Source organism: Anoxynatronum sibiricum (assembly GCF_039414295.1).
GTDB lineage: Bacteria > Bacillota > Clostridia > Peptostreptococcales > Tindalliaceae > Anoxynatronum > Anoxynatronum sibiricum.
The window spans coordinates 135,627-158,967 of record NZ_JBCITM010000005.1; the positions used below are offsets into that span (position 1 = coordinate 135,627).

Consider the following 23,341-nt stretch of genomic DNA (forward strand, 5'->3'; position numbering starts at 1 on the left):
TAGGTGCAAAAAGGCTTTGTGTATCTAGAAGATAGTAAAAAATGCTATCTTCTTTTTTTCATCTGCGATCCGACCAGGCTCGATACGTTACCAGGTACTTCGATCCATTTGCCACATGTTGCTGCTGTCAGAATGCTCCTTTGCCAGGTTCTCAAAGATTTAACGTCATATTTACACGGCTATTGGGTAAATAGCTTATAATGAAAGGTAAACATCCTGCCAGACAGAAAAAGCAGGTGAAGTTCAAAAGGAAACAGTGGGGCGACAACCGATGAGGGTTGCAGAGATTGGAGGCGGCTGATATGCCGGAAACCCGTAAAAAAGCAGTGATGAGTGCCATCGACATTGGTTCCTATTCACTGAAAATGAAAATTGTGGAAGTGGACGAAGACGGCCAGGTACATACCATCGAAAAACTGTCGAAGCCTGCGTCTCTTGGGCGGGATACTTTTTCAATGGGCAAGGTGAGTTACGAAACCGTTGAAGAAGCCTGCGACATTGTCACCGGTTTCCAGCGCCTCATGCAGGAATATCAGTCGAAGCACTATCGGGCAGTGGCCACCAGCGCCATCCGGGAGGCCCAAAACAGAGATTACCTGGTGGATCAGATTAAGCTGAAAACCGGCCTAAAGGTGGAGGTGCTCACCAATGCTCAGGAGCGCTTTCTCACCTATAAAGCCATTCGGGAAAACCTGCCTGATCATCAAACCATTCGTAAAGACGGGGTGATGGTGGTTGAAATTGGTTCCGGCAGCATTGAAATGTCTCTTTACCACCAGGGGGCCCTCCAGCGCACCCACAATTTAAAACTGGGTCATTTGCGTCTCAGAGAGGTGCTCTCCACCCTGGAGCAGCGCACCCAGGATTTCCCCAATTTACTGGAAGAATATGTGGAAAGTCACCTGGATATTCTCCGGTTCATCCGGGAACGTTACCAGTTGAACCACTTCATAGCACTGGGCAGTGAAATGAGAACCATCAGCAAACTGTGCAATCAGACCGATCAGGCAGACCGGCTGCGAACCATATCCATGGAGGCATTCACCCGGTTTTACCGGGAAATGGTGAAAAAACCCACTCCTCTGCTGGCCCGGGACTACGGGCTGCCTTCAGACATGGCCGCCACCTTGCTGCCCTCGATGATGGTGCTGAAAAAATGTGTGGAAATGACCAACGCCCGCTGCCTCTATACTCCCCTGGTGTCACTTGCTGACGGCATTGTGGCTGATTTCATCGACCAGCGCTTCAAGACCCACCGTCAGCAGGAATTTTTGGAAGATGTGCAGGAACTGGCGCTGGGGATGGCTCGTAAATACCATGCCGATATGAACCATGCCGCCGACGTGGAAACAAAATCCATTGCGATTTTTGATGCTCTGAAAAAAACCCATGGAATGAAAGAACGGGAAAAATACCTGCTTCGTCTGGCGGCAAAACTCCACGATATCGGCAAGTTTGTCAATCTTAACAAACACTACATTCATTCCTACAATCTGATCAAAGCTTCTGAAATGCTGGGAGTGACAGAAGAAGAGCAGGACATCGTTGCCAATGTGGCCCGGTATCATTCCAGCCAGATTCCTCAACAGTCCCATGAAAATTATTGGCACATGCGGCCCCGCAACCGGGTGGTCACCGCCAAACTGGTGGCCATCATCCGCATGGCCGATGCCCTCGACCGCAGTCACCGGCAAAAAATCAGCGGCTTGAGCATCGCCATGAAAGGCGATACCATGATGATTAAAGGAGAATCGGTGGAAGAAGCGTTGCTGGAAGAATGGACCTTCGAAGTGAAATCTGAGTTTTTTCAGGAAGTGTTTGGCATTCGCCCCCAACTTAAAGTGAAAAGGAAGATGGCCCATGCAGAAAATGCCTGATGAAATCACTTACCACAGCGATCATTTCATCAACCGGGAGCTGAGCTGGCTGGAGTTCAACCACCGGGTGCTGGAGGAAGCCCGGGACAAAAGAAACCCCATTTTTGAGCAGATGAAATTTTTGGCCATTGCCAGCTCAAACCTGGATGAGTTCTTCATGGTGCGGGTGGCTTCCCTGAAAGAACAGGTGAATGCAGGCTATGACAAGGCAGACCCTTCGGGACTAACTCCAAAACGCCAGTTGAAGCAGATTTCCATCCGGGTACATGAAATGATCACCCACCAGTACAACACCTATAACAAAAGCCTGCTGCCCCGGCTGAAAAAGAGGGGATTTCGCATTCTGAAAGAAAAACAGCTCAGCCGGCAACAACGAAAATATGTGGAAGAATACTTTCGCCAGCAGATTTACCCTGTTCTCACCCCCATGGCAGTGGATTTTTCCCGCCCCTTCCCCCTCATCCTCAACCGCAGTCTTAACATTGCCCTGCTGGTGAAGGAGAAGGAGGAAGAAACCCCCACTTTTGCGACGGTACAGGTGCCGGCCATGCTTCCCCGTTTGGTGCCCCTGCCATCAGAAGCGCCGGAGGGCGTGGAATACATGCTGCTGGAAGAAGTGATGATGCTCTTCCTCCAGGAACTGTTCACCAGCCATCGGATTCTTTGTGCCCACCCCTACCGCATCACCCGCAACGCCGATCTTTCCATTGAAGAGGAGGAAGCCAAAGACCTGCTCATGGAGATTGAAAAATCTGTGAAGCGACGACGCTGGGGAGCGGCTATTCGCCTGGAGGCTGACGCCCGCATGGATCCGCAGCTGTTGGATATTCTTCAGGAATCTCTGGAGATCCACAGAGGTGAAATTTACCTGGTGAACGGCCCCCTCGACCTGACATTTCTCATGAAAGCCTGTGGAACCCCTGGCTTTGATCACTTGAAATATCCGGATTTTGAACCGGTGATGCCACCGGTTTTCAGGGAAGAAGCCTCTATTTTTCAGATCATCGCTGAAAAAGACCGGTTTCTTCATGTGCCTTACGACAGTTTTGAACCGGTGATTCGGTTTGTGCAAGAAGCCGCCGAAGATCCACAGGTGCTGGCCATCAAGCAGACCCTTTACCGGGTGAGTGGCGACTCACCCATCATTAAAGCCCTGGCAGAAGCCGCTGATCGGGGCAAGCAGGTAACGGTGCTGGTGGAAGTCATGGCCCGGTTTGATGAAGAGAACAACATCCAGTGGGCAAAGCAACTGGAAAAAGCCGGCTGTCATGTGATTTATGGCCTGGTGGGGCTGAAAACCCATTCCAAAATCACTCTGGTGGTTCGCCGAGAGGAAGACCGCATCAAGCGCTACCTTCATCTGGGCACGGGCAACTACAACGATTCCACCGCCCGCCTCTACACCGACATGGGCATTTTTACCTGCCGAGAGCAATACGCGGCAGAAGCCTCTTCTTTTTTCAATATGCTCACCGGTTATTCCGAACCGCCAGATCTTTTCAAACTCACCGTGGCACCCCTGAACATGCGGGAGACGTTTAACCGTCTTATTCATCAGGAGGCTGAAAATGCCCGTCAGGGCAAAAAAGCGATGATTCGGGCGCAGATGAACTCCCTGGTGGATCAAAAGATTATTGAAGCCCTGTATGATGCCTCCCGGGCGGGGGTGACCATTCAACTGCTGGTGCGGGGCATTTGCAGTTTGCGCCCCGGTCTTCCCGGCATCAGCGAGAATATTACTGTGCACAGCATTGTGGGCCGTTTTTTGGAGCATCCCCGCATCTTTTGTTTTGAGCAGGATGGCCGGCGTCCCGTTTATCTTTCCAGTGCCGACTGGATGAGCCGAAATCTTGACCGGCGCATTGAGTTGCTGTTTGAAGTGGAAGAACCGGACATCAAGGCGCACATTTTGGAAGTGATGCAGGTGCTGTTTAATGATTCCCTTAAAACCCGGCTGCTGCAGCCCGATGGCAGTTACCTCCGGGTTGACAAACGGGGCAAAGAGCGGCTGGAGGCGCAGCTGTACTTTTGTGAGCGAGCCCGGGTGCTGGCAAAGGAACACCGGCGGCAACAGGAGGCGGCCATCGCCTTCGAACCCATTTTGTCCAGTGAGGCACTGAAGAAGGAATCGCCCTGACAGCAGCACCGCGTATTTGTCCGGTCACATGATTGGCAAAACAGAGATCAGTGGTATAATAAGTGTCATCAATCCTTGTGACAAAAAAACCGGCGAGAAACACCAAGAAATGCCAAGAACCGCCAAGAACCGCAAAGAACCGCAAAGAGCCGCAAAGAGCCGGCAAAAAACCATCAGTGAGAGGATATAGAGAAGAGGAAAAGTCATGAACCAGAAAGTCGCCATCATTGACATGGGGTCCAACTCAGTACGCATGTTGATGATGAAAATGAACGAAGACGGCTCCTACAAAATGCTGGATCAGGTGAAAGACATGGTGCGTCTCAGTGAAGGCATGGGAGAGGAAAACACCCTGAAACCCCTCCCCATGAAACGCACCATGCATACCCTGAACCTGTTTAAAAAACTCATTCGGGTGCATCAGGCAGACCGAGTGATTCCCATTGCCACCGCCGCCGTGCGCAACGCTTCCAACCAGGGCCTGTTTTTGGAAAAAGTCAGTGCAGAGACGGGCTTTGATTTTCGGGTGGCCACTGGAGAAGAAGAGGCCTGGTACGGCTACATGGGCGTCATCAACACCATGAAAGTGGAGTCCTGCGTGATGATTGATATCGGCGGTGCCTCCACCGAGGTGGTGTGGATCGAAAAACGCCAGATGAAAAAAGCCGTTTCCTTTCCCTTTGGGGCAGTGACCCTGACAGAGAAGTTCCTGGGAAAAGAAGCCATCACCCCCGAAAAGGTTAAAAAAGTGGAGCACTATGTGAAAAAGCACATAGAATCCCTTGACTGGCTGAAACCGTTGAAAGGATACCCGGTGGTGGGCTTGGGGGGCACCATACGCACCCTGGCAAAAATGAATAAGTATAAAATCGGTTATCCCCTGGAAAGCCTCCACAATTACCAGATGCGGGATGACGAAGTGGAAGCTCATTATCAGCAGGTGACCCGGAGCACTCTGGCAGAAATCCGTCAGATTCCAGGCGTGAACAAAGACCGGTCCGACATCATTGCCGCCGGCGTCACACCCCTTTGGGCGTTAATGAAAACCATTGGAGCCAAAAAACTCATGGTGAGCGGCAACGGCCTGCGAGAAGGCGTTTTCTACGAGCACTATCTGAAAGAAACCCAACATCAGGGGGGCTTGATCGAAGATGTCACCTTCCATTCGGTGGACAACACCCTGAAAAACTTTGAAATGAACCTGAGCCACTGTCATCACGTGAAAAAGCTGGCCCTGGCCCTGTTCGACCAGACCCGGGAACTCCACGGGCTGGGCGAAGCTGAGCGCCGCCTGCTGGCAGTGGGATCCCTTCTCCATGATGTGGGCATGTACATCGACTACTACAACCATCACAAGCACGGGTTTTACCTGAGCCTCAATGCCCGCCTCAATGGGCTGCGAAACCGGGAGCGGGTGATGTGCGCCTTTGTGGTGGGCATGCATCGGGAAGCCAATTTAAAGGAAGACTGGCAGGCCTATGGCATGCTTATTGATGACAAAGACCTTGATATCATCCGAAAACTCAGTCTTTTTGTGCGCATTGCTGAAAAGCTGGACCGAAGTGAAACCGCCAGCGTGCAAGACCTGGTCTGCTATGTCAGCGACAGCGATGTGCAGGTGCTGGTGAAAACCACCAACAGCCCAGAATTGGAAATCACCACTGCCATGGCCTTTCAGAAAGACTTCAAAAAACTCTTTGGCCGAAAGCTGTATATTGTATGATCCAATCACCCATGAGGCAAAAGCCCTGATTCTACGGGTTGATTCTGAGATGTGAGAAAAACATTTTAAATAACGCAGACATTTGCCCCGATAATCCGTTATAATTGTGAAGGGCAGTGAAGACACTTTTTTGTTGTGGGCATTTTTCAAAAGTGGAATGGCCTGCATAGGAAAACAGGACGTATGGAAAATATGAAAAGTGAACAGCAAGCAGTGAACGGCAAGTAAAGCAGCAGCAGGTAACATGCACCATGCAACAGGAAATGGCAATCAGGCAACTAACATGACTGTTGTGACATCGTCTTGAACTGAAAAAATGGAAAGTTCTTATGTGTCATGGGATGATGCCATAAGAGGTTGCCATAAGTGGTGTCATGAAACAGGCAAAAAAAGAAGGAGTGTTGTGACAATGAAGAAACGCGTATTGGCAATGGTATTGGCAGTTCTCTTACTGTCTGTGGGGCTTGTTTCCGCAGAACCCACACCGGCGGGAGCTTACTGGCTGGAGATGAAAACCATCTACGAAGAATGGCAGATCATGGAAAGCGAGTCAGATCTCACCCTGACCATCAACATGCCCGGAGAAGAGCCCATCACGGCGAATGTGAAGATGACAGGAGTTTCAGATCTTGATGCCTTTGTGACACACAGCCGCATTGAAGTGGAAGTGGTTGGAATGGATCTGGAGATTCCTGTGATTGAAATGTATACCCAGGGAACAGACCTTTATTTCAACGCAGAACCCGTCCTCTATTTTGCTGCCCTGGCAGGAGAAACCTTTGAGCTGGAAGAAGATTTTGTGATGCTGCAAAGCGGCGACACCGGCATGAAGCTGGACCGCAGTTTTCTGCTGCAAATTCTGGAATTTATTGAAGGCATGGAACTGGACTTTGAGTTCAACATGACCCTGGAAGACGGCATGTATCATCTCGCCATGACAGCCGACGAAATGGTTGATCTGATGAATGCCTACATGCTTTATGTTATGAACAATATGGATGAAATGATGGGCATCATGGGAATGGAAGATGAACTGGAACTGACAGAGGCTGAAAAGGCCGAAGCCCTTGAAATGTACCAGCAGATGGTGGTTCCCATGCTGGATATGGCAAAAGAAGCCATTGCCGGCAGTACCTATCACCAGGCCACCACTTTTGAAGAAGATGCCTATGCGGAAGCGGGACAGTTGTTCCTCACCACTCCTTTTGGTGATTTCAGCCTGGAAATGGTGAGCACCGCCAACAAACTGGCAGAAGCCAACATCCAATTGCCCACCTCAGTGAAAGTCATCACTGAAGATGATCTGACCAACATGATGATGGCAGGCATGATGGGTGGCGCAGGCATGGAGACCGCAGATTACCAGGTGGCCGCAATGATTGACCCCAGCGAAGGCTATTACTTCCGAATGGAAGATTTTGAAGAGGGAGAAGTCGTCATCGAGTTCTCACCGGAAGGTCGTTCCTACATGAGTGTGGCCGCTGCTGTGGAGATTTTCGGACTTGATCTGGAGCCCTCTGATGAAATGATGCTGGTGAAAGACCTTGAAAACTTCGGTTACGAAGTGATCTGGAATGCCGACATCCGCATCATCGAAGTGCATTACCAGCAAGCGCAGTAAGGCATCAAAAATAATTGAAACCGCCCGGAAAAGCGTCTGGCTCAACAGCCATTCATCGCTTTTCCGGGCGGTTTTTTATTGCCCTGCCAATCCCAGAGATTCAGCAGCTTCCTTCATTCCTTCAATGGACCATCGAATCACTTCATCCAGCTCCATGCCCACCATATCGCAACCGGTCAGAATCACTTCCCGGTTCACACCGGCGGCAAATCCTTTAGATTTGAATTTCTTCTTCACCGATTTCACTTCCAGATCCAAAATGCTTTTATCCGGTCGCATGAGCACCGTGGCATTAATGAGGCCCGTCAGTTCGTCGGTGGCATAGAGCACTTTTTCCATTTTGCGGGTGGGTTCCACGTCGATGCAGATGTTCCAGCCATGGGAAATCACCGCATGAACGATGTCTTCATCCACCCCTTCGGCCTCCAGGATTTCCTTGCTTTTATGGCAGTGTTCCTCCGGGTACTTTTCGTAATCGATGTCGTGAATCAGGCCCACCACACCCCAGTAATCTTCATCTTCTCCCAGCTGCCGGGCAAAGTAACGCATCACTGCCTCCACTGCCATGGCATGGGTCACCAGCGCTTCACTATCATTGTATTTGGTCAGTAAATCATAAGCTGTCTGTCGTGTTAACATGAGGTGCCTCCTTATTCCCTATTCACTGTTCACTATCTTCTATTCCTTATGTGCCAGCATCATCTGATGCTTCAGATCCCAGAGTTTCTTCGATAAATCCACCTTATAAATCTGCGGTCGCTGCAAGCGTTTATACTCCGGCCACAAGCCATCCAGTTCCTGGCGCACATTGGCCCGCACCTCCTGAACGGTTCGCCGCTCATACACCAGCTTACCGTTTAGGTACAGCGGCTCCAGCAAATCCCGCAGGGAGTACCGGCGGAAGGTTTTGGTTTTCCAGGTGTAAATGGGGTGGAAAATAGTGAGTGGTTCGCTGGTGTCAATGGTTTCATCTGCCAACATGATGAGATCTGCCAGGGCGAAGAGGCCGCTCTCGTCATAAATGCGGGTCACCTTTTTCAGCCCCGGGTTGGTGATTTTCTCCGGGTTATCGGAAATCTTGATTTTCGGCATCAGTGTGCCATTTTCGGTGGCGGCGGCCAGTTTATAGACACCACCCAGGGCAGGCCAGTTGCTGGAAGTGATCAGGTTGGTACCCACCCCCCAGTGAGTGACCATGGAACCCTGCACCTTCAGCGAATCAATGGTGTCTTCATCCAGGTCACTGGAAGCGACGATGGCTGTCTCGGGGAAGCCGGCGTCGTCCAGCATGCGTCGGCCCACCTTGGAAAGATAGGCGATGTCGCCGGAATCAATGCGGATCCCTTTGGGTTTGAAACCCTTTTCCTGAAGTTCCCGAAAAACCGTGATGGCGTTGGGGATGCCGCTTTCAATGGTGTTAAAGGTATCCACCAGCAGCAGGCAGTTTTCCGGATAGCTGCGGGCGTAGGCCCGAAAAGCTTCCAGCTCTGTTTCGAATTTCTGCACCCAGCTGTGGGCGTGGGTGCCCACCACGGGAATGCCGTAAAGTTTTCCCGCCAGCACATTGGAAGTGGATACACAGCCCCCGATGTAAGCAGCCCGGGCGCCGTAAATGCCTGCATCCGGTCCCTGGGCCCGCCGCAGACCAAACTCAAATACCGGGTCACCCTGGGCGGCCTCGCAAATGCGGGCAGCCTTGGTGGCAATGAGAGACTGGAAATTGATAATATTTAAGAGGGCGGTTTCAATGAGCTGGGCCTGAAAGATGGGAGCTTTCACGCGAATCACCGGTTCGTGGGGAAACATGATGGTGCCTTCCGTCACTCCCCAGAGATCACCGGTGAAGCGAAAAGCCTTCAAATGTTCCAAAAAAGCGTTGTCAAACCCCACTGAGGCCAGATACTTCAGATCATCCGCTGTAAAAGAAAGACCATTGATATAGTCAATGAGAGTTTCCACACCAGCCACAATGGTGAAACTGTTGTGGAAGGGGTTTTTCCGGAAGAACAGGTCAAAGACCACTTCATCCTCGTGAACGCCGCTTTCCAGATACCCTTTCATCATGCTCAGCTGATAGTAGTCCGTCATCATTGACAGGTTTCGCATGTCATCCGCTCTTTTCTGTGAATTTTATCCCATTGTATCATAAGTGGATGCCTGTCGCCAACGAAAGGCACAAAAGCTGCTAAAAACCTTGCCCTGTGCGGCTTCCACTTGACGATCACACCGGGTTCGGATATAGTATAGTCTAAAGTGAACGAGTAAAGAAGGAGGCAACAAGATGACCAGCCAGCAAAAGGGCACATATTACGTGACCACCCCCATCTATTATCCCAGCGGCAAGCTGCATATCGGACATACCTACACCACTGTGGCGGCAGATGCCCTGGCCCGCTTTAAACGGGAAACCGGCCATGAGGTGGTTTTTCTCACCGGCACCGACGAGCACGGGCAAAAGATTCAGGCCAGTGCCAAAGCCAAGGGCATGGCTCCCAAGGAATACCTGGACGGCATGGCGGCAGACATCAAAAAGATCTGGAAAAACATGGAAATTTCCTACGATATTTTCATTCGCACCACCGATGAACACCACAAAACAGCCGTGCAAAAGATTTTTCAAACCCTCTACGACAAAGGGGATATTTACAAAGGTACCTACGAAGGCTGGTACTGCACCCCCTGCGAGTCTTTCTGGACAGAAACCCAGCTGGAAGAAGGTCATAAATGCCCCGACTGCCACCGGGAAGCCCAGCTCACCCAGGAGGAGGCCTACTTCTTCAAGCTGTCCAAGTACCAGGACCGGCTGATTCAGTATTACGAAGATTTTCCTGAAATCTGCCTGCCTGCCTCCCGCAAGAACGAAATGCTGAACAACTTCCTGAAGCCGGGGCTGGAAGACCTGTGCGTTTCCCGCACCAGTTTTGACTGGGGAATCCCCGTTCCCTTTGACGAAAAGCACGTGATCTATGTGTGGCTGGATGCCCTTTCCAACTATATCACCGCCTTGGGCTGGGGCTCCCAGGAAAACCCGGAACTGTACCATAAGTTCTGGCCCGCCAACGTGCACCTCATGGCCAAAGAAATCGTCCGGTTCCATACCATCATCTGGCCCATTATGCTCATGGCCCTTGATCTGCCCCTGCCGAAAATGGTCTTTGGCCATGGCTGGATCCTCTTTGGCGAAGATAAAATGTCCAAATCCAAGGGCAACATCATCTATCCCGAGCCCTTTATCGAGCGCTACGGCATCGACGCCCTGAAATACTTCCTGCTGCGGGAATTCACCTTCGGACAGGATGGCAACTTCACCAACACCCTGTTCATCCAGCGATACAACGCTGATCTGGCCAACGACCTGGGCAACCTGGTGAGCCGTACAGTGGCCATGATTCAGCAGTATAATGAAGGCATTGTGCCGGCGGCTGATGAAAAAGCCCCTGTGGATGACGAATTGCGCACCATCGCACTGGGAGCCGCCGCCAAGGTGGAAGCCGCCATTGATCATATGCAGTTCCACGAGGCTCTGGAAGAAATCTGGAAAATCGTGCGTCGTTCCAACAAGTACATTGATGAAACCACTCCCTGGGTACTGGCCAAAGATCCGGCCCAAAAACCCCGGCTGGATACGGTGCTCAATCACCTGGCAGAAAGCCTGCGCATTGTCAGCCTGCTGATTCGTCCCTTCATGGGGCATACCGCCGCTGAAATTCAGAAGCAGCTGGGCCTTGTTGAATCCGGCACCTCCCTCACCTGGGAAGATACGGTTACTTTCACCGGCATTCCCCAGGAAACCAAAGTGGATAAAGGTGCACCTCTTTTCAAGCGCCTTGACCTGGAGAAAGAAGCGGTGGACCTGGCCGCCGCCAATGATGCCTACGCCGCCACACTGGCAGGAGGCACCAAGGCCGCAGGCCAGAAAGCAGATCAAGCAGCTGTTCAAGAAGAAGAGCCTGCTAAAGCAGAAATCACCATCGACGAGTTCGCCAAAATCGACCTGAAGGTGGCCAAAGTGCTGTCGGCAGAGAAGCATCCCAAAGCCGACCGGCTGTTGGTGCTCCAGCTCCAGGTGGGAGACGAAACCCGCCAGGTGGTCTCCGGCATTGCCCAGGCCTACGCCCCTGAAAGCTTGGTGGGTAAAACCGTAATCTACCTGAAAAACCTGAAGCCCATCAAGCTCCGGGGCATTGAATCCCAGGGAATGATCATGGCGGCAGAAGATGAAAACGGTCTGGGACTCCTCACTGTTGATAAAGCCATGACAGACGGTGCCAGCGTCAGCTGAGCCGCTCTTCAACTTCACCTGCCGCAGTCGTCTGTTCAATGAAGGAGGCAACACCCATGTATTTTGACAGTCACGCCCATTTGGACGATCAAAAATTCAGTGAAGACCTGATCGCCGTGCTTCAGCGGGCGAAAGAAGCTGGTGTCACCCATATGCTCAACCCCGGAGCCAACATGGCAAGCTCCCAAAAGGCGGTGGCTTTGGCCGCCAGCCATGAGGGCCTCTATGCCGCGGTGGGCATTCACCCCCACGATGTGAAAGACATGCTGCCCCAGCACCTGGACCAGCTGGAAGTCCTGACCCGGGAACCAAAAGTGGTGGCCATCGGCGAAATCGGTTTGGATTATCATTATAACTTTTCGCCACAGGAAGACCAGCAGCGCTGGTTCAAAGAACAGCTTCAACTGGCCCGGCGGCTCCACCTGCCGGTGATCATTCACGACCGGGAAGCCCACGGCGACGTCTTCGACCTCATTGAAGCAACAGGTGTGGCAGAAACCGGCTGTGTCTTGCACTGCTTTTCCGGCAGTGTGGAGATGGCCCGGGAATACGTGAAGCGGGGAATCTACATTTCGCTGGCCGGTCCCATTACCTTTCACAATGCCCGTAAAACCCGGGAAGTGGCAGCCGAAATTCCCCTGGAATGGCTCCTCATCGAAACCGACTGCCCCTACTTGGCACCGGTGCCCCACCGGGGCCGCCGCAACGAACCCGGCTATGTACCCCGGGTGGCCGATGCCATTGCCGCTGCAAAAGACATCCCTGTGGAAGAAGTAGCCGCTCACACCATGGCCAACACCAAAAAACTGTTTCGCATCACAGAATAATCACATTCAGCCGCCAAAAGCGGCTTTTTTCGCGCCATCGGCCATATGTCCTGTTCATGGCGGCAAAGGTGGGATATAATGCAATCAAAGTAGCCAACATCCACCGGGAGAGGAGGCAGCGGCCATGAAGAAACTGCACCAGCCCCAGGCTATTGAGCACTGGAACAGCCAATACCGGCTAAACAGCATCTTCCCGCCGGAAATGATGGAAGCCTTTGAACTCTTTGCAGGGGATGTGGGGGATCTGCTCTGCCGCCCCGGGGAAACCCTCGACCAGTTGATTTTGCTGGTACAGGGAAAACTGAAAATTTACCGCACGCTGGAGAACGGCAAACAGTTTCTCCTCCGGTTCAACAATCCGCTGGGAGTCATCGGAGATATGGAAGCCTTCTCCGACTACGAGGTGCAAACCTTTGTGGAAGTGGTGCAGCCGTCCCAGCTGCTCATGGTGCCTCAACGTGTTGTTGCCACCCATGGGTCGAATAATCCCCAGGTGCTGCATTTTATCATTCGCCATCTGAGCCATAAGCTTTATACTATTTCCAATGCTTCCAGCCTGAACCTGCTGTATCCCCTCGAAAACCGGTTGGCCAGCTATCTGGTGTCCACTATTTCCAGCGAGGGCGGTTCCCGGTTTGCAGAAGAAATTAAAACCAGCAGCGTCACCGATATTGCCCATTTGTTGGGTGCCAGCTACCGCCACATGAACCGGGTGATGCGCCAGTTCGAAACAGAAGGACTGGTGGAGCGCCAGGAGGGGCGACTGTTGGTGAAAGACCTGGAGCAACTGCTGCTATTGGCAAACGGTAATGTATACGAATGAACAAGCGGGAATCAGGAACGTGAATGAACAAATTGGATTGAGTGAGGCGATTTTCAATGGGAATTCTGTACGCCATTCTCGCAGGGTTTTTCATCAGCCTGCAAAGTGTCTTCAATACCCGCCTGGGGGAGAAGGTGGGACTGTGGGAAACCACAGCCATCGTTCATGCCACAGGACTGCTGGTGGCCATGGCCATTCTGACCCGGGTTGGGTGGAGCGGGCTTTCCCACGCCTTTGAAGTCAACCGGGTTTATTTGCTGGGTGGTGCCTTTGGTGTGGTCATCGTCTATAGTGTGATGAACGGCATTGGTCGGCTGGGAGCAGCCCAGGCCACCACCATTATTCTCATGACACAGCTGTTATCCGCACTGGCAATGGATACCTTCGGTCTTTTTGGTCTTGAGCAGATACCCCTCACCTGGACAAAGCCCGTCGGATTACTGGTGATCCTTGCCGGTATTCTGATTTTTAAAATCGTATAAAACAAAGCAGCAATCTGACATAGCCAACTCCCCCCTCGCCATTTTCCGGCGTGATCCCAATGCCAAGGGACACTACGGAAAATGGCTTTTTACGATCTGCTGAAAAACGGATAGAGGCGGGAGCGCAGCCGATGAAACCACCCTGAGGCGGATTCCCGAACCTGGGAATCCTTTTCGCCTGTTCGGGCCATGAATCCTACTTATCAATGAGGTCAAAAAGCCGATAAATATACAAACGCTGTAAACGAACGTTACAAAAAGGATCAAAAACAACCATTTAGCCCAGTTTCTGAAAATGTTCAAGCTACTGGCTGATGATGGGGGACCAAAAGTCCCGAATTCATCGAATTATCCCAGAAATTTTTTTGAAAGACCATGGCAATGGCAATTTAAAGGTATAATAGGAGCAGCAAAAGAGGATCAACGGACAGGAGGAAACCTCATGGCAAACCCCATTTCTCAACCCCCCGAAAAGTATCAATCCATTACCGATCTCAACGAACTGAAACCAGGGATGGTGATTGCAGAAGATATTGTGAACCAGCGGGGAAATGTGCTGATTGCCTCAGGGTTTGTGGTGGAAGACACACGTAAGCTCATCCAGTTTTTAACCCTCCACAAGGTGGAAGTGCTGAAAGTCCGCCTGAAGCCCCCCCATACAGCCACATATCCGACGGCCACCAATGGCAGTGCGCTGGCGGAACCAACCAGTAAGACGGATGAACCTTCAGTTAAAAAAGAGTCGCCAGAGAAGCCGGATCTTCTCCCCCAAAAAACCGCCCCCGCCCCTGACAGAACAACTGATTCGGCAGATGCCGCTCTCCCTCCGGTGACGTATGCCGACCCGGCAATCATTCAGGCAGAAGAAGAACGAAAAGTGCGACAACGGCGCATCAAGGAAACGAAAGCTTTTCAGGATCGCTACTATGAACAGCGGGAAGCCATCAAAAGTGACTTCGAAAAAATGGTTCATGGAGATCCTGTCACCGGAGAAGAGATGGAAGGCCGGGTTGTGGAGATTCTGAAGAGCTTCGACAGCATTATTAATGTTTTTCAACTCATTGAGAGCATTAAAAAAGATGCCCGGGACCTTTTTGCCCACTATTACCATGTCACCCTGATCAGCCACTACATCGGCACCTGGCTCAACTTCACCACCACACAAATGAAAGATCTGACACTCAGTGCCCTGCTCCATGATATCGGCAAAGAGCAAATTTCTCCCGAACTGATTCTAAAGCGCCACGATCTGAGCCTTGATGAGCAGCTGGAATACCAGAAACATGTGGTGCTGGGTTATGAGTTGGTGAAAAAGTATGATTTCATCACCCATGACATGATGCAGGCCATTCTGCTTCATCACGAACGCAGTGACGGCAGTGGATACCCCCTCGGCTTAAAGCAGGATAAAATTCCGATTTTGGCCAGAGTTATTGCGGTGGCTGATGTATACAACTCACTGACCATGGCTAATGGGGTTGAAAAACGCCGAACCCCCTTTGAGGCCGTTAAAATTCTTGAAAGTGAATATATGGATAAACTGGATACCCGCATTCTCTATATTTTCCTGAGCCGCATCGGGAATTGCTTCCTGGGCCAGGAAGTGAAGCTCAGTGACCAGCGAGTGGGTGAAATCATTTTTGTACCCCGCATTTATATTTACCGTCCAATAGTTAAATTAAAGAATAACAATCAGTTGATTGATTTAAGTCGACCAGAGAACAATAACCTCTACATCCATTCATTTAGCTAGATCATAAAAATGCCTTTGATTTTTTTGCTTGACAAAAACTGCGGACCGTACTAAAATTGAGGACGCTTTCAGAAAAGCGTCTTTTTTTCTGTTGTCCTGGCAAATCACCCAAACGACGATTCGATAAATGATTTCCCGGAAGATGCATGATTCAACAGATGAATTTCTGTCAGAATCCCGCAGAATCCCCTTGCCAGGAAAGACAGAATGCAAGCGGAAGTGTGCTGCCGTTCCGGGCAGACGCTCACCCCGGCTGCAGATTGTGAAGAATGAAGGAGGCACCAATGAAGAAACAAATCGGGCTGTTGATTCCCATGATCATCGGGATGATGCTCATCACCGCCTTTGGGATCCCCCAGGATAAGACTGTGGTGATTGATGCAGGCAGCGAACAGTTTACCTTAAAAACCCGCGTGGAAACCGTCCGGGAGCTATTGGACGAAACCGACCTGATTTTGGCAGAATACGATTACGTAACGCCAGGCCCCGAGGACATCATTGAAAACGGCATGATCATCACCATCCGGTCAGCCACTCCGGTGTGGCTTCAGGCAGATGGCACAGAAGAAAGAATGATGACCACCGAAAACACCGTTCAGGGACTGCTGCAGTCTGCAGGTATTCAACTGGGAGAGTATGACCAGGTGGAACCCGCCATGATGACGTTGCTGAAACCCGAAACCCGGGTAGTTGTCACCCGGGTTCAAAAAGAGTATTATTATGAGACGGTGGAAATCCCCCCCCAGCAGATCACACGCTTTACAGACGAACTGCCGGTGGACGAAACCCGCCTGGTACAGGAAGGCGAAGCCGGGCTCACCCTTGCCCGCCGCGCCCGCATCACCAAAGACGGCCAGCCGGCGGGAGAAGAGCTGGTGAGCACCGAGGTGCTTCGGCCAGCGATGGATCATGTGGAAGAGCAGGGCAGGGAACGGTTGTTAATCACAGGCGACGGTGATCTGATCCGTTACAAGGAAGTATACACCATGACCGCCACCGCCTACGACGCCGGCTATTACAGCACCGGCAAAAATCCGGGTGACCCAGGCTATGGTATTACCCGCAGTGGTACCCGAGTGCGTCCGGGTGTGGTGGCGGTTGACCCCCGGGTGATTCCCCTTGGCAGCACCCTTTATGTGGAATCACTTGGCCGCAGTTCCAGCTATGGCGTCTCTTATGCAGAAGACACCGGTGGCGCCATTCGGGGCAACCGCATCGATTTATATTATGAAAGCCGCAGCGAAGCCCTGCGATTCGGCCGTCAGTCGGTACGGGTCTACGTGCTGGAAGATGATTTAAACTAAACGATAAAATAAGCCTGGACGAGGAACAAGAAAGCAGGTGGCCACATGACTCCCATGGAAAAAATCCGGCGGCTGCAGCAATCCGGGAACTTCCAGTTTACCAAAAGCCTGGGGCAGAACTTTCTCACCGATGAAAACATTCTGCGTAAAATGGCGGTGACTGCAAGGTTGACAAAGGCCGATGCCGTGATCGAAATTGGCCCCGGTGCCGGCATTGTCACAGAAATGCTCCTGCAGGAAGCCGGCAGTGTGCTGGCAGTGGAAATTGACAAATCCCTGATCCCCTTTCTTCAGGAAACTCTGGGGCACTACCCCCATTTCACCCTGTGGCACCAGGACGTACTGAAAGCCGATCTGGCAGGCTGGATCACAGAACAGCGGGAAGCAGGTTTTCAAAGCATCAAGGTGGTGGGGAACCTTCCTTATTATGTGACCACCCCCATCATTATGAAACTGCTGGAAGACGGCCTGGACATCGACCTGATGCTTTTCATGATTCAAAAGGAAGTGGCTCAGCGACTGGCTGCTAAACCAGGCACCAAAGACTACGGTGCGCTCACCGTGGGTGCCCGGTTTTACTGCGAAGCTGAAAAGGTGTTTGACGTTTCTGCCCAGGTGTTCATTCCCCGGCCCAAAGTGGCCTCGGCAGTGGTGCGCCTCACCCGCCATGAAACACCACCGGCAGAGATTCCAGACCCGGCCCTGTTTTTTCAACTGGTGCGGGCTGCCTTTGGCCAGCGGCGAAAAACCCTGCTCAATGCCCTTGGTACCATGCCCGATGCCGTCGACAAGGCAGATGTAGCCCGACGTTTGGATGCTGCCGGTATTGAGGCCAACCGCCGGGGAGAAACCCTCAGCATCGAAGAGTTTGCCAGGCTGGCATCCGTATGGCCTGACAGTTCAGATAATCAGGAACAGGGAAGAGTGAATAGGTTCAAGAAGCAGTGAATAGGTAGCAGGCGGTGCGCGGCATTGAATCAGCAACGGCGAATGGAGAAGGGTAACAGAGATAGAGAATCAGCAGCGTTGGGTAGGAAATGTGTATCAGGCGTTGGCAAGAAATCAACAGGTTGCTTAAAATGTATGCCCCTGAAGGACATTCCTCCGCATTAAGAGGCTGTCCCTCAGGGGTTTCCTTGTGGTATGATGATCATGACACTTAACAATCGGAAAGGAAGATGCCCCATGATCAACCGGCAACGCATGATCGACCAGCTGTTGGAGCTGGTGCGCATTGACAGTCCCTCCAGCAAAGAAGGTGCAGTGGCCCGACGCCTGGAGGAAATTCTCACAGGTTTGGGTATGACCGTGGTGTTTGATGACGCCGGCAAAAAACTGGGAACAGATACCGGAAACCTCATTGCCACCCTGAAGGGAACAACTCCCGGCACCCCCATTCTTTTCAGTGCCCACATGGACACGGTGCAACAGCCCGGTGAGTCTGTGAACCCGGTGGTGGACGGCGACGTGATTCGAAGTGATGGCACCACCATTCTGGGAAGTGACGACAAAGCAGGCATCACTGCTTTCATCGAGGCAGTCAGAGTGCTTCAGGAAAACAAGATACCCCATGGCGATGTGCAGGCTGTCTTCACCATCTGGGAAGAAGGCGGCCTTTTTGGGTCACTGAACCTTGATTACAGTTTGGTGAATGCGGCACGGGCCTTTATTCTGGACAGCGGCGGTGCCATGGGCACCATCATCAACCAGGGGCCTGCCCAAGACCGCATTGAAGCGGTGTTTCATGGAAAAGCCGCCCATGCCGGCGTAGCGCCTGAAGAAGGCATCAGTGCCATTCAAATGGCAGCCCGGGCCATTGATACCATGAACCTGCTGCGTATTGACGCCGAAACCACCGCCAACCTGGGAAGCATTGAAGGCGGCCGGGCCACCAACATCGTCACTCCCGAAGTGCGCCTGGTGGGCGAAGCCCGCAGCCAGAAAAACGAAAAGCTGGACGCCCAGACGGCGCATATGAAAGCCGCCATGGAAAAAGCTGCCAGTGATTTTGGCGGTGCTGTGGATGTCACTGTTGAACGGGTCTATTCTGCCTTCCATGTACCGGCAGAAGCCCCCATGATTCAAACCCTGCAAGAGGTGTTTGTCACCATGGGACTGGAGCCGGTGATTCAAAGCTCCGGCGGCGGCAGTGACACCAATCACTTTAACAACAACGGCATTGCAGCCGTGAACCTGAGTGTGGGCATGGATAAGGCACATACCAATGACGAGTATATTCCCATTAATGACCTGGTGAAGGCCGGTCAAATGGTGGTGGAGATCATCAAGGCCCACGCTTAGCTTTCATGAAAATCAATCGACAACAGCCGGCAGATTTGCGGCTGTTGTTTTGTGTGGTTGTGAACACGTAAAATCTACAGCAACTGATTGTTCACTTCCTCCGCATCTTTATAGCAGTGGCGGCAGTAGCCGGGGGCCACGGTTTGCCATACTTCTTCAGAAGGTCGTCCGGTGGTGGTTTCGTCCCGAACCACCAAGCCATCTTTCATGGTGATGATCCGGTCAGACTTGGCGGCGATATGGTCGTTGTGGGTTACCACCAAAAAAGCGGTGCCCAGCCGGTCGTTGATATCCCGCATGAGTGAATAGACTTGCTCCGTTGTCTCGCTGTCCAGATTACCGGTGGGTTCATCGGCCAGAATCAGTGCCGGTTCATTGATGAGGGCCCGGGCAATGGCCACCCGCTGCTGCTGACCGCCGGAAAGATCGGTGGACTTGTTATTGATCTGTTCTTTTAATCCCACCAGCTCAAGCAGTTCCTTTGCCCGATCTGTTTGGCGGCGGGTGCCGTTTCCCGCCTGAATCCAGGTGGGGATCAGCACGTTTTCCAGGGCGGTGAACTCTGGCAGCAGATGATGAAACTGAAAAACAAAACCGATGTTTCGATTGCGAAAAGCTGCCAGCCTTTTTTCGCCCATACGGCTTACTTCTTCTCCCTGAAACCAGAGAGACCCTTCGGTGGGCTTATCCAGAGCCCCCAGTATATTCAGCAGGGTGGTTTTGCCTGAGCCGGAGTATCCAATAATACTGGCAAATTCACCGGCATGAAAGCCCAGGTCAATTCCTTTCAGCGCCCGGGTTTTCACCACTGTGCCATATACCTTTGTAATGCCTTTGGCTTCCATCAGCCATTCACTCATCATCATCCCTCACTTCTTATACATTAAATTCCACTTTGGCATTTCAACCTGCGTTGCATTGAAGGACACCTTTGCTTTGAACGCTTCTTTTGCATTTCATCCCGCCTTTGCAACGAATTCCGTTGAGATCATTTCATAGGGCATGCTGCATGCCGCTCATTTGGCAAGGAGCCCCTGTATCGGGAAAATACATTGGCAGCTACCCCCGAATTACCTCAATGGGATTGAGACGGGCAGATTTCCGGGCGGGGAGCAGTGCCGATATCACACTGGCCAGCGTGGCAATGACCACAATGGCAGCGGCATAACCGAGATCAAATTCCAGGGGAAACAAAGGTCTACCAGTGGCCTGAGCCGTTCCCCACAGGAAGAACTGGGTGATGACAAAGCCCAGGCCGCTCCCCAGTAAAGCACCGCCGAAGCCCAGAAAGGCTCCCTGAAAGAGAAAAATGCGGCTGGCGCTTCCTGAGGGGGTGCCCATGGCTTTCAAAATGCCAATCTGGCGGGATTTTTGCACCACCGATACCGCCAACACACTGGCAATTCCCAGGGTGACCGCCAGCAGCACAAACACCTGAATGGTGACAGAAGAACTGCTCTGAGCCTGAAGTCCACTGAGAAGATCTGCGTTCTGATCTTTCCAGTTATCCACAGTGACACCGGAAAGCTGTTGCTGGTAAAGGGCGCCCAGCGTGTCGGCAGCAAAGATGTCTGACATCTGCACCTCGATGCGGCTGATATCATCTCCCAATCCCAATAATCGCTGGGCACGTCCTAAATCCAGGAAAAGCCAGGTTTCGTTGAGACTCTGATTGCCCAAATCAAAAACACCGGTAACGCTGAAAGACTGGCGACCGCCTCCCGGCAGCTCCAGGGTGACTTGATCTCCGGCAGCAAGGCGGGCTTCCCGGGCCAATGCGCTGCCCATGAGCAACCCATTGCCCTCCAGAGCCATGGTGCCTGACTGCAAAGCGGATTGCAACTGATAGATGGCATTTGCCCGTTCGGATTCCACTCCGCGAACAATCACTGGCCAGCGCTGGCCGCTTCGAAGCACAAAGCCATTTCCCTGAGCAACAGGAGAAACAGCCGTCAGGCTGGTATCTTCATCCAACAAAACCATAAGGTCGGCCCAGTTTTTCAGTGTGGCATCTTCCCGGCGAAAGTTGCCAGCTGTTGTAACAGTGGCAATCCTCGATTCACTGGGAGAACCAAGCGAATCTGAGGAACTGGAGGATTCAGGCAGCAGGGACGAGGCATCGCTGCCAGAAAAAATCAAGTGGGGGCTGCTGCCCACGGTGGTATTGATCAGATCCCGCTGCAGGCCAGTAATGAGGGTGCCCAGAAAAACCTGCACTGCCACGCCGATGGCAATGCCCAGCAGGATAAAAAGGGTTTGTCCTTTACCTTCCCGAAGAAATCGGAGGGCTACTTTTAATTCAAATCTCATGGAGCATCCCCGCCTTCCGGCGCATCTGCCTCTGGAAGTGCCAGGGAGTCTCCCGGTTTCAATCCGTAGGAGGGGTCAATGATTTGATCGCCGACGGAAAGCCCATCGAGAATCAGCCACTGATGAGCACTCACAGCTTCAGCAGTAATGGGGCGTTCTTTCACCATGCCGTCTTCCAGTACCAGCACCCGCAGGGGATTTTCCTCCCACCTGAAAGCAACGGGCAGCAACAACGCCTCTGATAGCTCCCGCACCTGAATTTCTGCCTGGATGGTCAGATCCTGAATCAGATAATCCGCCTGGTCTTCCAGTGCCAGCTGAATGCGTACCGTGCCGGTGGCTGCATCCACCCGGGGGGCGATGGAAGCCACTCGGGCAGTCACTTCCCTTGAAGGATAAGCCTCCGGCCACAAGCGGGCCGGTTGACCCACCGCCACCAGACCCATTACCCGTTCATCCAGCTCTACTTCTGCATAATAACCTTCATCGGCTGCCAGGATCAGCAAGGGGCTTCCTGGCTGCACCCACTCTCCCGGCTCCACCAGCCGCTCCAGTACCACACCGTTAAAGGGCGCCTGGAGGTTGTACTTGGCCAGTTCTCTCTCAAGGGTTTCCAGGCTGCTTCTGGCCTGAGCCACCGTTGCTGCCGCTTCAGCTGCTTCGGCACCGCCAGCCTCCTGGGCTGCCAGAGAAATTTCGGTGGATCGAATTCTTGAATCCAGTATTTCAAGTGAATTTCGAGTTTCTTCCAAAGGTTCCAAAGGAAGGGCGCCTTGGGAATAAAGTGCTTCCTGGCGTTCCAGAGTGCGCACCAGTTGCTCCCGGTTCAGACTCAGCTGCTCCAGTTCTTCACGGGTGACAGGCGCTGCCAGCTCCGACAGCGAACGGGTGCGGGACTGGGCCAGGGCCAGATTGGCTCGGCTTTCTGCCACTCGCTGGCGGGCATCGCCGTCATCAAGCACTGCCAAAACCTGACCATCACTCACCTCATCACCCTCCGCCCCCTCCAGAGACATCAGCCGACCGGCCACCTGGGCCTGTAGCTGCACCTGGCGGGCCGGAACCATGCGACCGGTGGCACTCAACACCTGCACGAAGGGTGTTGCCTCCATGCCCAGCAGTTCGGGAGGCGCAGGTGTGCGGTCAGGTAATAGAAAAAAAAGACTTAAGCCAATCAGCATTACCAGGACAAGTGCTGCAGTCCATTTCATCCACGGTTTCATTTTCATCACTCCATCTTCAAAAAATTTCAAATCGAAATAAGTTGTTTTATATATTACACAGTACGATATTATTTTTTAATACCCGATCACTTTTGATTCAAACGCTGTTTTGATGCCAGGACAGAAGTGTTCGACACTGGCTGTTTGACTGCCGATCAGGATAAAAGGGCAGAACATCGGCGAAGGTGTTGAGTTTCAAAAGGGGAGATTGTGGGGTTTGAATGAAGTGAATGAAAATTTATCAGAGGAAGGCAACAGACGAAGACAGTAGACGAAGGCAACAGGATCAAAATGATAATTGAATGACAATGTAAGCAGCTTTGTAGATTTTTTCACTTCATTCTGATATAATCGATGGGACTCTGCCAATACTCAGGTAAAAGATTACGGGTGATACATGTCATCAGCCCTCTCAGAACCTTGAAACAACCAGCTAATCAGCGAGTCGAAGCGAACTGCATCGAGTCGAAACAAGTTGGAACGGGCCGGGATGAATTGAGCTGAACTGAGCCGAAACGATTAATCGTGATGGAGGGATAGCCTCCATCTGTATGCACAGATCGAAATTCTGAAACTTTTTTGACTTCATGACGTCATGAAGCATAAGAACTGTGTGAAACTTAAGCGGCAGTAAACAGTGTTGAATACATAAAGACATTCAAGAAGCACTTAATTAAA

The 23,341-nt window shown here is 52.0% G+C and carries 18 protein-coding genes; 13 read left to right on the plus strand and 5 right to left on the minus strand.

Annotated elements, in window-relative coordinates:
• Positions 1 to 302: 302 nt before the first annotated feature.
• The 5 genes from AAIG11_RS06795 to AAIG11_RS06815 all read left to right on the plus strand — a co-directional run bounded on the left by AAIG11_RS06795 (position 303) and on the right by AAIG11_RS06815 (position 7,358).
• The gene (locus AAIG11_RS06795; RefSeq protein WP_343185480.1) at positions 303 to 1,877 is read left to right on the plus strand and encodes a Ppx/GppA phosphatase family protein; all 1,575 of its coding nucleotides are present in this window, start codon (positions 303 to 305) and stop codon (positions 1,875 to 1,877) included.
• The gene (locus tag AAIG11_RS06800; RefSeq protein ID WP_425499413.1) at positions 1,870 to 4,014 is read left to right on the plus strand and encodes an RNA degradosome polyphosphate kinase; all 2,145 of its coding nucleotides are present in this window, start codon (positions 1,870 to 1,872) and stop codon (positions 4,012 to 4,014) included. Before AAIG11_RS06795 ends, AAIG11_RS06800 begins: the two co-directional genes overlap by 8 nt.
• A 28-nt stretch (positions 4,015 to 4,042) precedes the next feature.
• Positions 4,043 to 4,204: a hypothetical protein gene (locus AAIG11_RS06805; RefSeq protein WP_343185482.1), complete on the plus strand. Its 162-nt coding sequence runs from the start codon at positions 4,043 to 4,045 to the stop codon at positions 4,202 to 4,204.
• A 15-nt stretch (positions 4,205 to 4,219) separates the two neighbouring features.
• Complete coding sequence (gene ppx, locus AAIG11_RS06810; RefSeq protein WP_343185483.1) at positions 4,220 to 5,737, plus strand: exopolyphosphatase; 1,518 nt, start codon at positions 4,220 to 4,222, stop codon at positions 5,735 to 5,737.
• A gap of 409 nt (positions 5,738 to 6,146) precedes the next feature.
• Positions 6,147 to 7,358, plus strand: coding sequence for a hypothetical protein (locus AAIG11_RS06815; RefSeq protein ID WP_343185484.1), 1,212 nt, complete (start codon positions 6,147 to 6,149; stop codon positions 7,356 to 7,358).
• Between the two features lie 75 nt (positions 7,359 to 7,433).
• Here AAIG11_RS06815 and AAIG11_RS06820 read toward each other — a convergent pair whose 3' ends face one another.
• Positions 7,434 to 7,997, minus strand: a complete 564-nt coding sequence (locus AAIG11_RS06820) for an HDIG domain-containing metalloprotein (protein WP_343185485.1) — start codon at positions 7,995 to 7,997, stop codon at positions 7,434 to 7,436.
• Between the two features lie 39 nt (positions 7,998 to 8,036).
• Positions 8,037 to 9,464 carry a nicotinate phosphoribosyltransferase gene (locus tag AAIG11_RS06825; RefSeq protein ID WP_343185486.1) on the minus strand — a complete coding sequence of 476 codons (1,428 nt, stop codon included), beginning with the start codon at positions 9,462 to 9,464 and terminating at the stop codon, positions 8,037 to 8,039.
• A 175-nt stretch (positions 9,465 to 9,639) separates the two neighbouring features.
• Here AAIG11_RS06825 and metG point away from each other — a divergent pair, with 175 nt between their 5' ends.
• From metG to AAIG11_RS06865, 8 genes are all read left to right on the plus strand, one after another.
• A complete protein-coding gene (metG, locus tag AAIG11_RS06830; RefSeq protein ID WP_343185487.1) occupies positions 9,640 to 11,640 on the plus strand; it encodes a methionine--tRNA ligase in 2,001 nt (666 codons plus the stop codon).
• 56 nt (positions 11,641 to 11,696) lie between these two features.
• A complete protein-coding gene (locus AAIG11_RS06835) occupies positions 11,697 to 12,467 on the plus strand; it encodes a TatD family hydrolase (RefSeq protein ID WP_343185488.1) in 771 nt (256 codons plus the stop codon).
• A gap of 124 nt (positions 12,468 to 12,591) precedes the next feature.
• Positions 12,592 to 13,290, plus strand: a complete 699-nt coding sequence (locus AAIG11_RS06840; RefSeq protein ID WP_343185489.1) for a Crp/Fnr family transcriptional regulator — start codon at positions 12,592 to 12,594, stop codon at positions 13,288 to 13,290.
• A 56-nt stretch (positions 13,291 to 13,346) separates the two neighbouring features.
• The gene (locus AAIG11_RS06845; protein WP_343185490.1) at positions 13,347 to 13,772 is read left to right on the plus strand and encodes a DMT family transporter; all 426 of its coding nucleotides are present in this window, start codon (positions 13,347 to 13,349) and stop codon (positions 13,770 to 13,772) included.
• Positions 13,773 to 14,214: 442 nt separating this feature from the next.
• Positions 14,215 to 15,525, plus strand: coding sequence for an HD-GYP domain-containing protein (locus tag AAIG11_RS06850; RefSeq protein ID WP_343185491.1), 1,311 nt, complete (start codon positions 14,215 to 14,217; stop codon positions 15,523 to 15,525).
• Positions 15,526 to 15,809: 284 nt separating this feature from the next.
• Positions 15,810 to 16,829 carry a resuscitation-promoting factor gene (locus AAIG11_RS06855; RefSeq protein WP_343185492.1) on the plus strand — a complete coding sequence of 340 codons (1,020 nt, stop codon included), beginning with the start codon at positions 15,810 to 15,812 and terminating at the stop codon, positions 16,827 to 16,829.
• Between the two features lie 45 nt (positions 16,830 to 16,874).
• Positions 16,875 to 17,777 (plus strand): 16S rRNA (adenine(1518)-N(6)/adenine(1519)-N(6))-dimethyltransferase RsmA, encoded by a 903-nt coding sequence (gene rsmA, locus AAIG11_RS06860; protein WP_343185493.1) that lies wholly within the window; start codon positions 16,875 to 16,877, stop codon positions 17,775 to 17,777.
• A 237-nt stretch (positions 17,778 to 18,014) separates the two neighbouring features.
• A complete protein-coding gene (locus AAIG11_RS06865) occupies positions 18,015 to 19,130 on the plus strand; it encodes a M20/M25/M40 family metallo-hydrolase (RefSeq protein WP_343185494.1) in 1,116 nt (371 codons plus the stop codon).
• Positions 19,131 to 19,204: 74 nt separating this feature from the next.
• Here the strand turns inward: AAIG11_RS06865 and AAIG11_RS06870 are convergent, their stop codons facing one another.
• From AAIG11_RS06870 to AAIG11_RS06880, 3 genes are all read right to left on the minus strand, one after another.
• The gene (locus AAIG11_RS06870; protein ID WP_343185495.1) at positions 19,205 to 19,990 is read right to left on the minus strand and encodes an ABC transporter ATP-binding protein; all 786 of its coding nucleotides are present in this window, start codon (positions 19,988 to 19,990) and stop codon (positions 19,205 to 19,207) included.
• Between the two features lie 199 nt (positions 19,991 to 20,189).
• Positions 20,190 to 21,440, minus strand: coding sequence for an ABC transporter permease (locus AAIG11_RS06875; RefSeq protein ID WP_343185496.1), 1,251 nt, complete (start codon positions 21,438 to 21,440; stop codon positions 20,190 to 20,192).
• Complete coding sequence (locus AAIG11_RS06880; protein WP_343185497.1) at positions 21,437 to 22,663, minus strand: efflux RND transporter periplasmic adaptor subunit; 1,227 nt, start codon at positions 22,661 to 22,663, stop codon at positions 21,437 to 21,439. The genes AAIG11_RS06875 and AAIG11_RS06880 overlap by 4 nt, the downstream gene beginning before the upstream one ends.
• Between the last annotated feature and the right edge of the window lie 678 nt (positions 22,664 to 23,341).

Bases quoted from the DNA above. Each gene is read 5' to 3' on its own strand.
- AAIG11_RS06805 (WP_343185482.1), top strand. From the start codon at position 4,043: ATGATTGGCAAAACAGAGATCAGTGGTATAATAAGTGTCATCAATCCT.
- AAIG11_RS06870 (WP_343185495.1), bottom strand. From the start codon at position 19,990: ATGAGTGAATGGCTGATGGAAGCCAAAGGCATTACAAAGGTATATGGC.
- AAIG11_RS06850 (WP_343185491.1), top strand. From the start codon at position 14,215: ATGGCAAACCCCATTTCTCAACCCCCCGAAAAGTATCAATCCATTACC.
- metG (WP_343185487.1), top strand. From the start codon at position 9,640: ATGACCAGCCAGCAAAAGGGCACATATTACGTGACCACCCCCATCTAT.
- AAIG11_RS06820 (WP_343185485.1), bottom strand. From the start codon at position 7,997: ATGTTAACACGACAGACAGCTTATGATTTACTGACCAAATACAATGAT.
- AAIG11_RS06795 (WP_343185480.1), top strand. From the start codon at position 303: ATGCCGGAAACCCGTAAAAAAGCAGTGATGAGTGCCATCGACATTGGT.
- AAIG11_RS06880 (WP_343185497.1), bottom strand. From the start codon at position 22,663: ATGAAACCGTGGATGAAATGGACTGCAGCACTTGTCCTGGTAATGCTG.
- rsmA (WP_343185493.1), top strand. From the start codon at position 16,875: ATGACTCCCATGGAAAAAATCCGGCGGCTGCAGCAATCCGGGAACTTC.
- AAIG11_RS06835 (WP_343185488.1), top strand. From the start codon at position 11,697: ATGTATTTTGACAGTCACGCCCATTTGGACGATCAAAAATTCAGTGAA.
- AAIG11_RS06840 (WP_343185489.1), top strand. From the start codon at position 12,592: ATGAAGAAACTGCACCAGCCCCAGGCTATTGAGCACTGGAACAGCCAA.
- AAIG11_RS06825 (WP_343185486.1), bottom strand. From the start codon at position 9,464: ATGCGAAACCTGTCAATGATGACGGACTACTATCAGCTGAGCATGATG.
- AAIG11_RS06875 (WP_343185496.1), bottom strand. From the start codon at position 21,440: ATGAGATTTGAATTAAAAGTAGCCCTCCGATTTCTTCGGGAAGGTAAA.
- AAIG11_RS06845 (WP_343185490.1), top strand. From the start codon at position 13,347: ATGGGAATTCTGTACGCCATTCTCGCAGGGTTTTTCATCAGCCTGCAA.
- AAIG11_RS06855 (WP_343185492.1), top strand. From the start codon at position 15,810: ATGAAGAAACAAATCGGGCTGTTGATTCCCATGATCATCGGGATGATG.
- AAIG11_RS06865 (WP_343185494.1), top strand. From the start codon at position 18,015: ATGATCAACCGGCAACGCATGATCGACCAGCTGTTGGAGCTGGTGCGC.
- AAIG11_RS06815 (WP_343185484.1), top strand. From the start codon at position 6,147: ATGAAGAAACGCGTATTGGCAATGGTATTGGCAGTTCTCTTACTGTCT.
- AAIG11_RS06800 (WP_425499413.1), top strand. From the start codon at position 1,870: ATGCCTGATGAAATCACTTACCACAGCGATCATTTCATCAACCGGGAG.
- ppx (WP_343185483.1), top strand. From the start codon at position 4,220: ATGAACCAGAAAGTCGCCATCATTGACATGGGGTCCAACTCAGTACGC.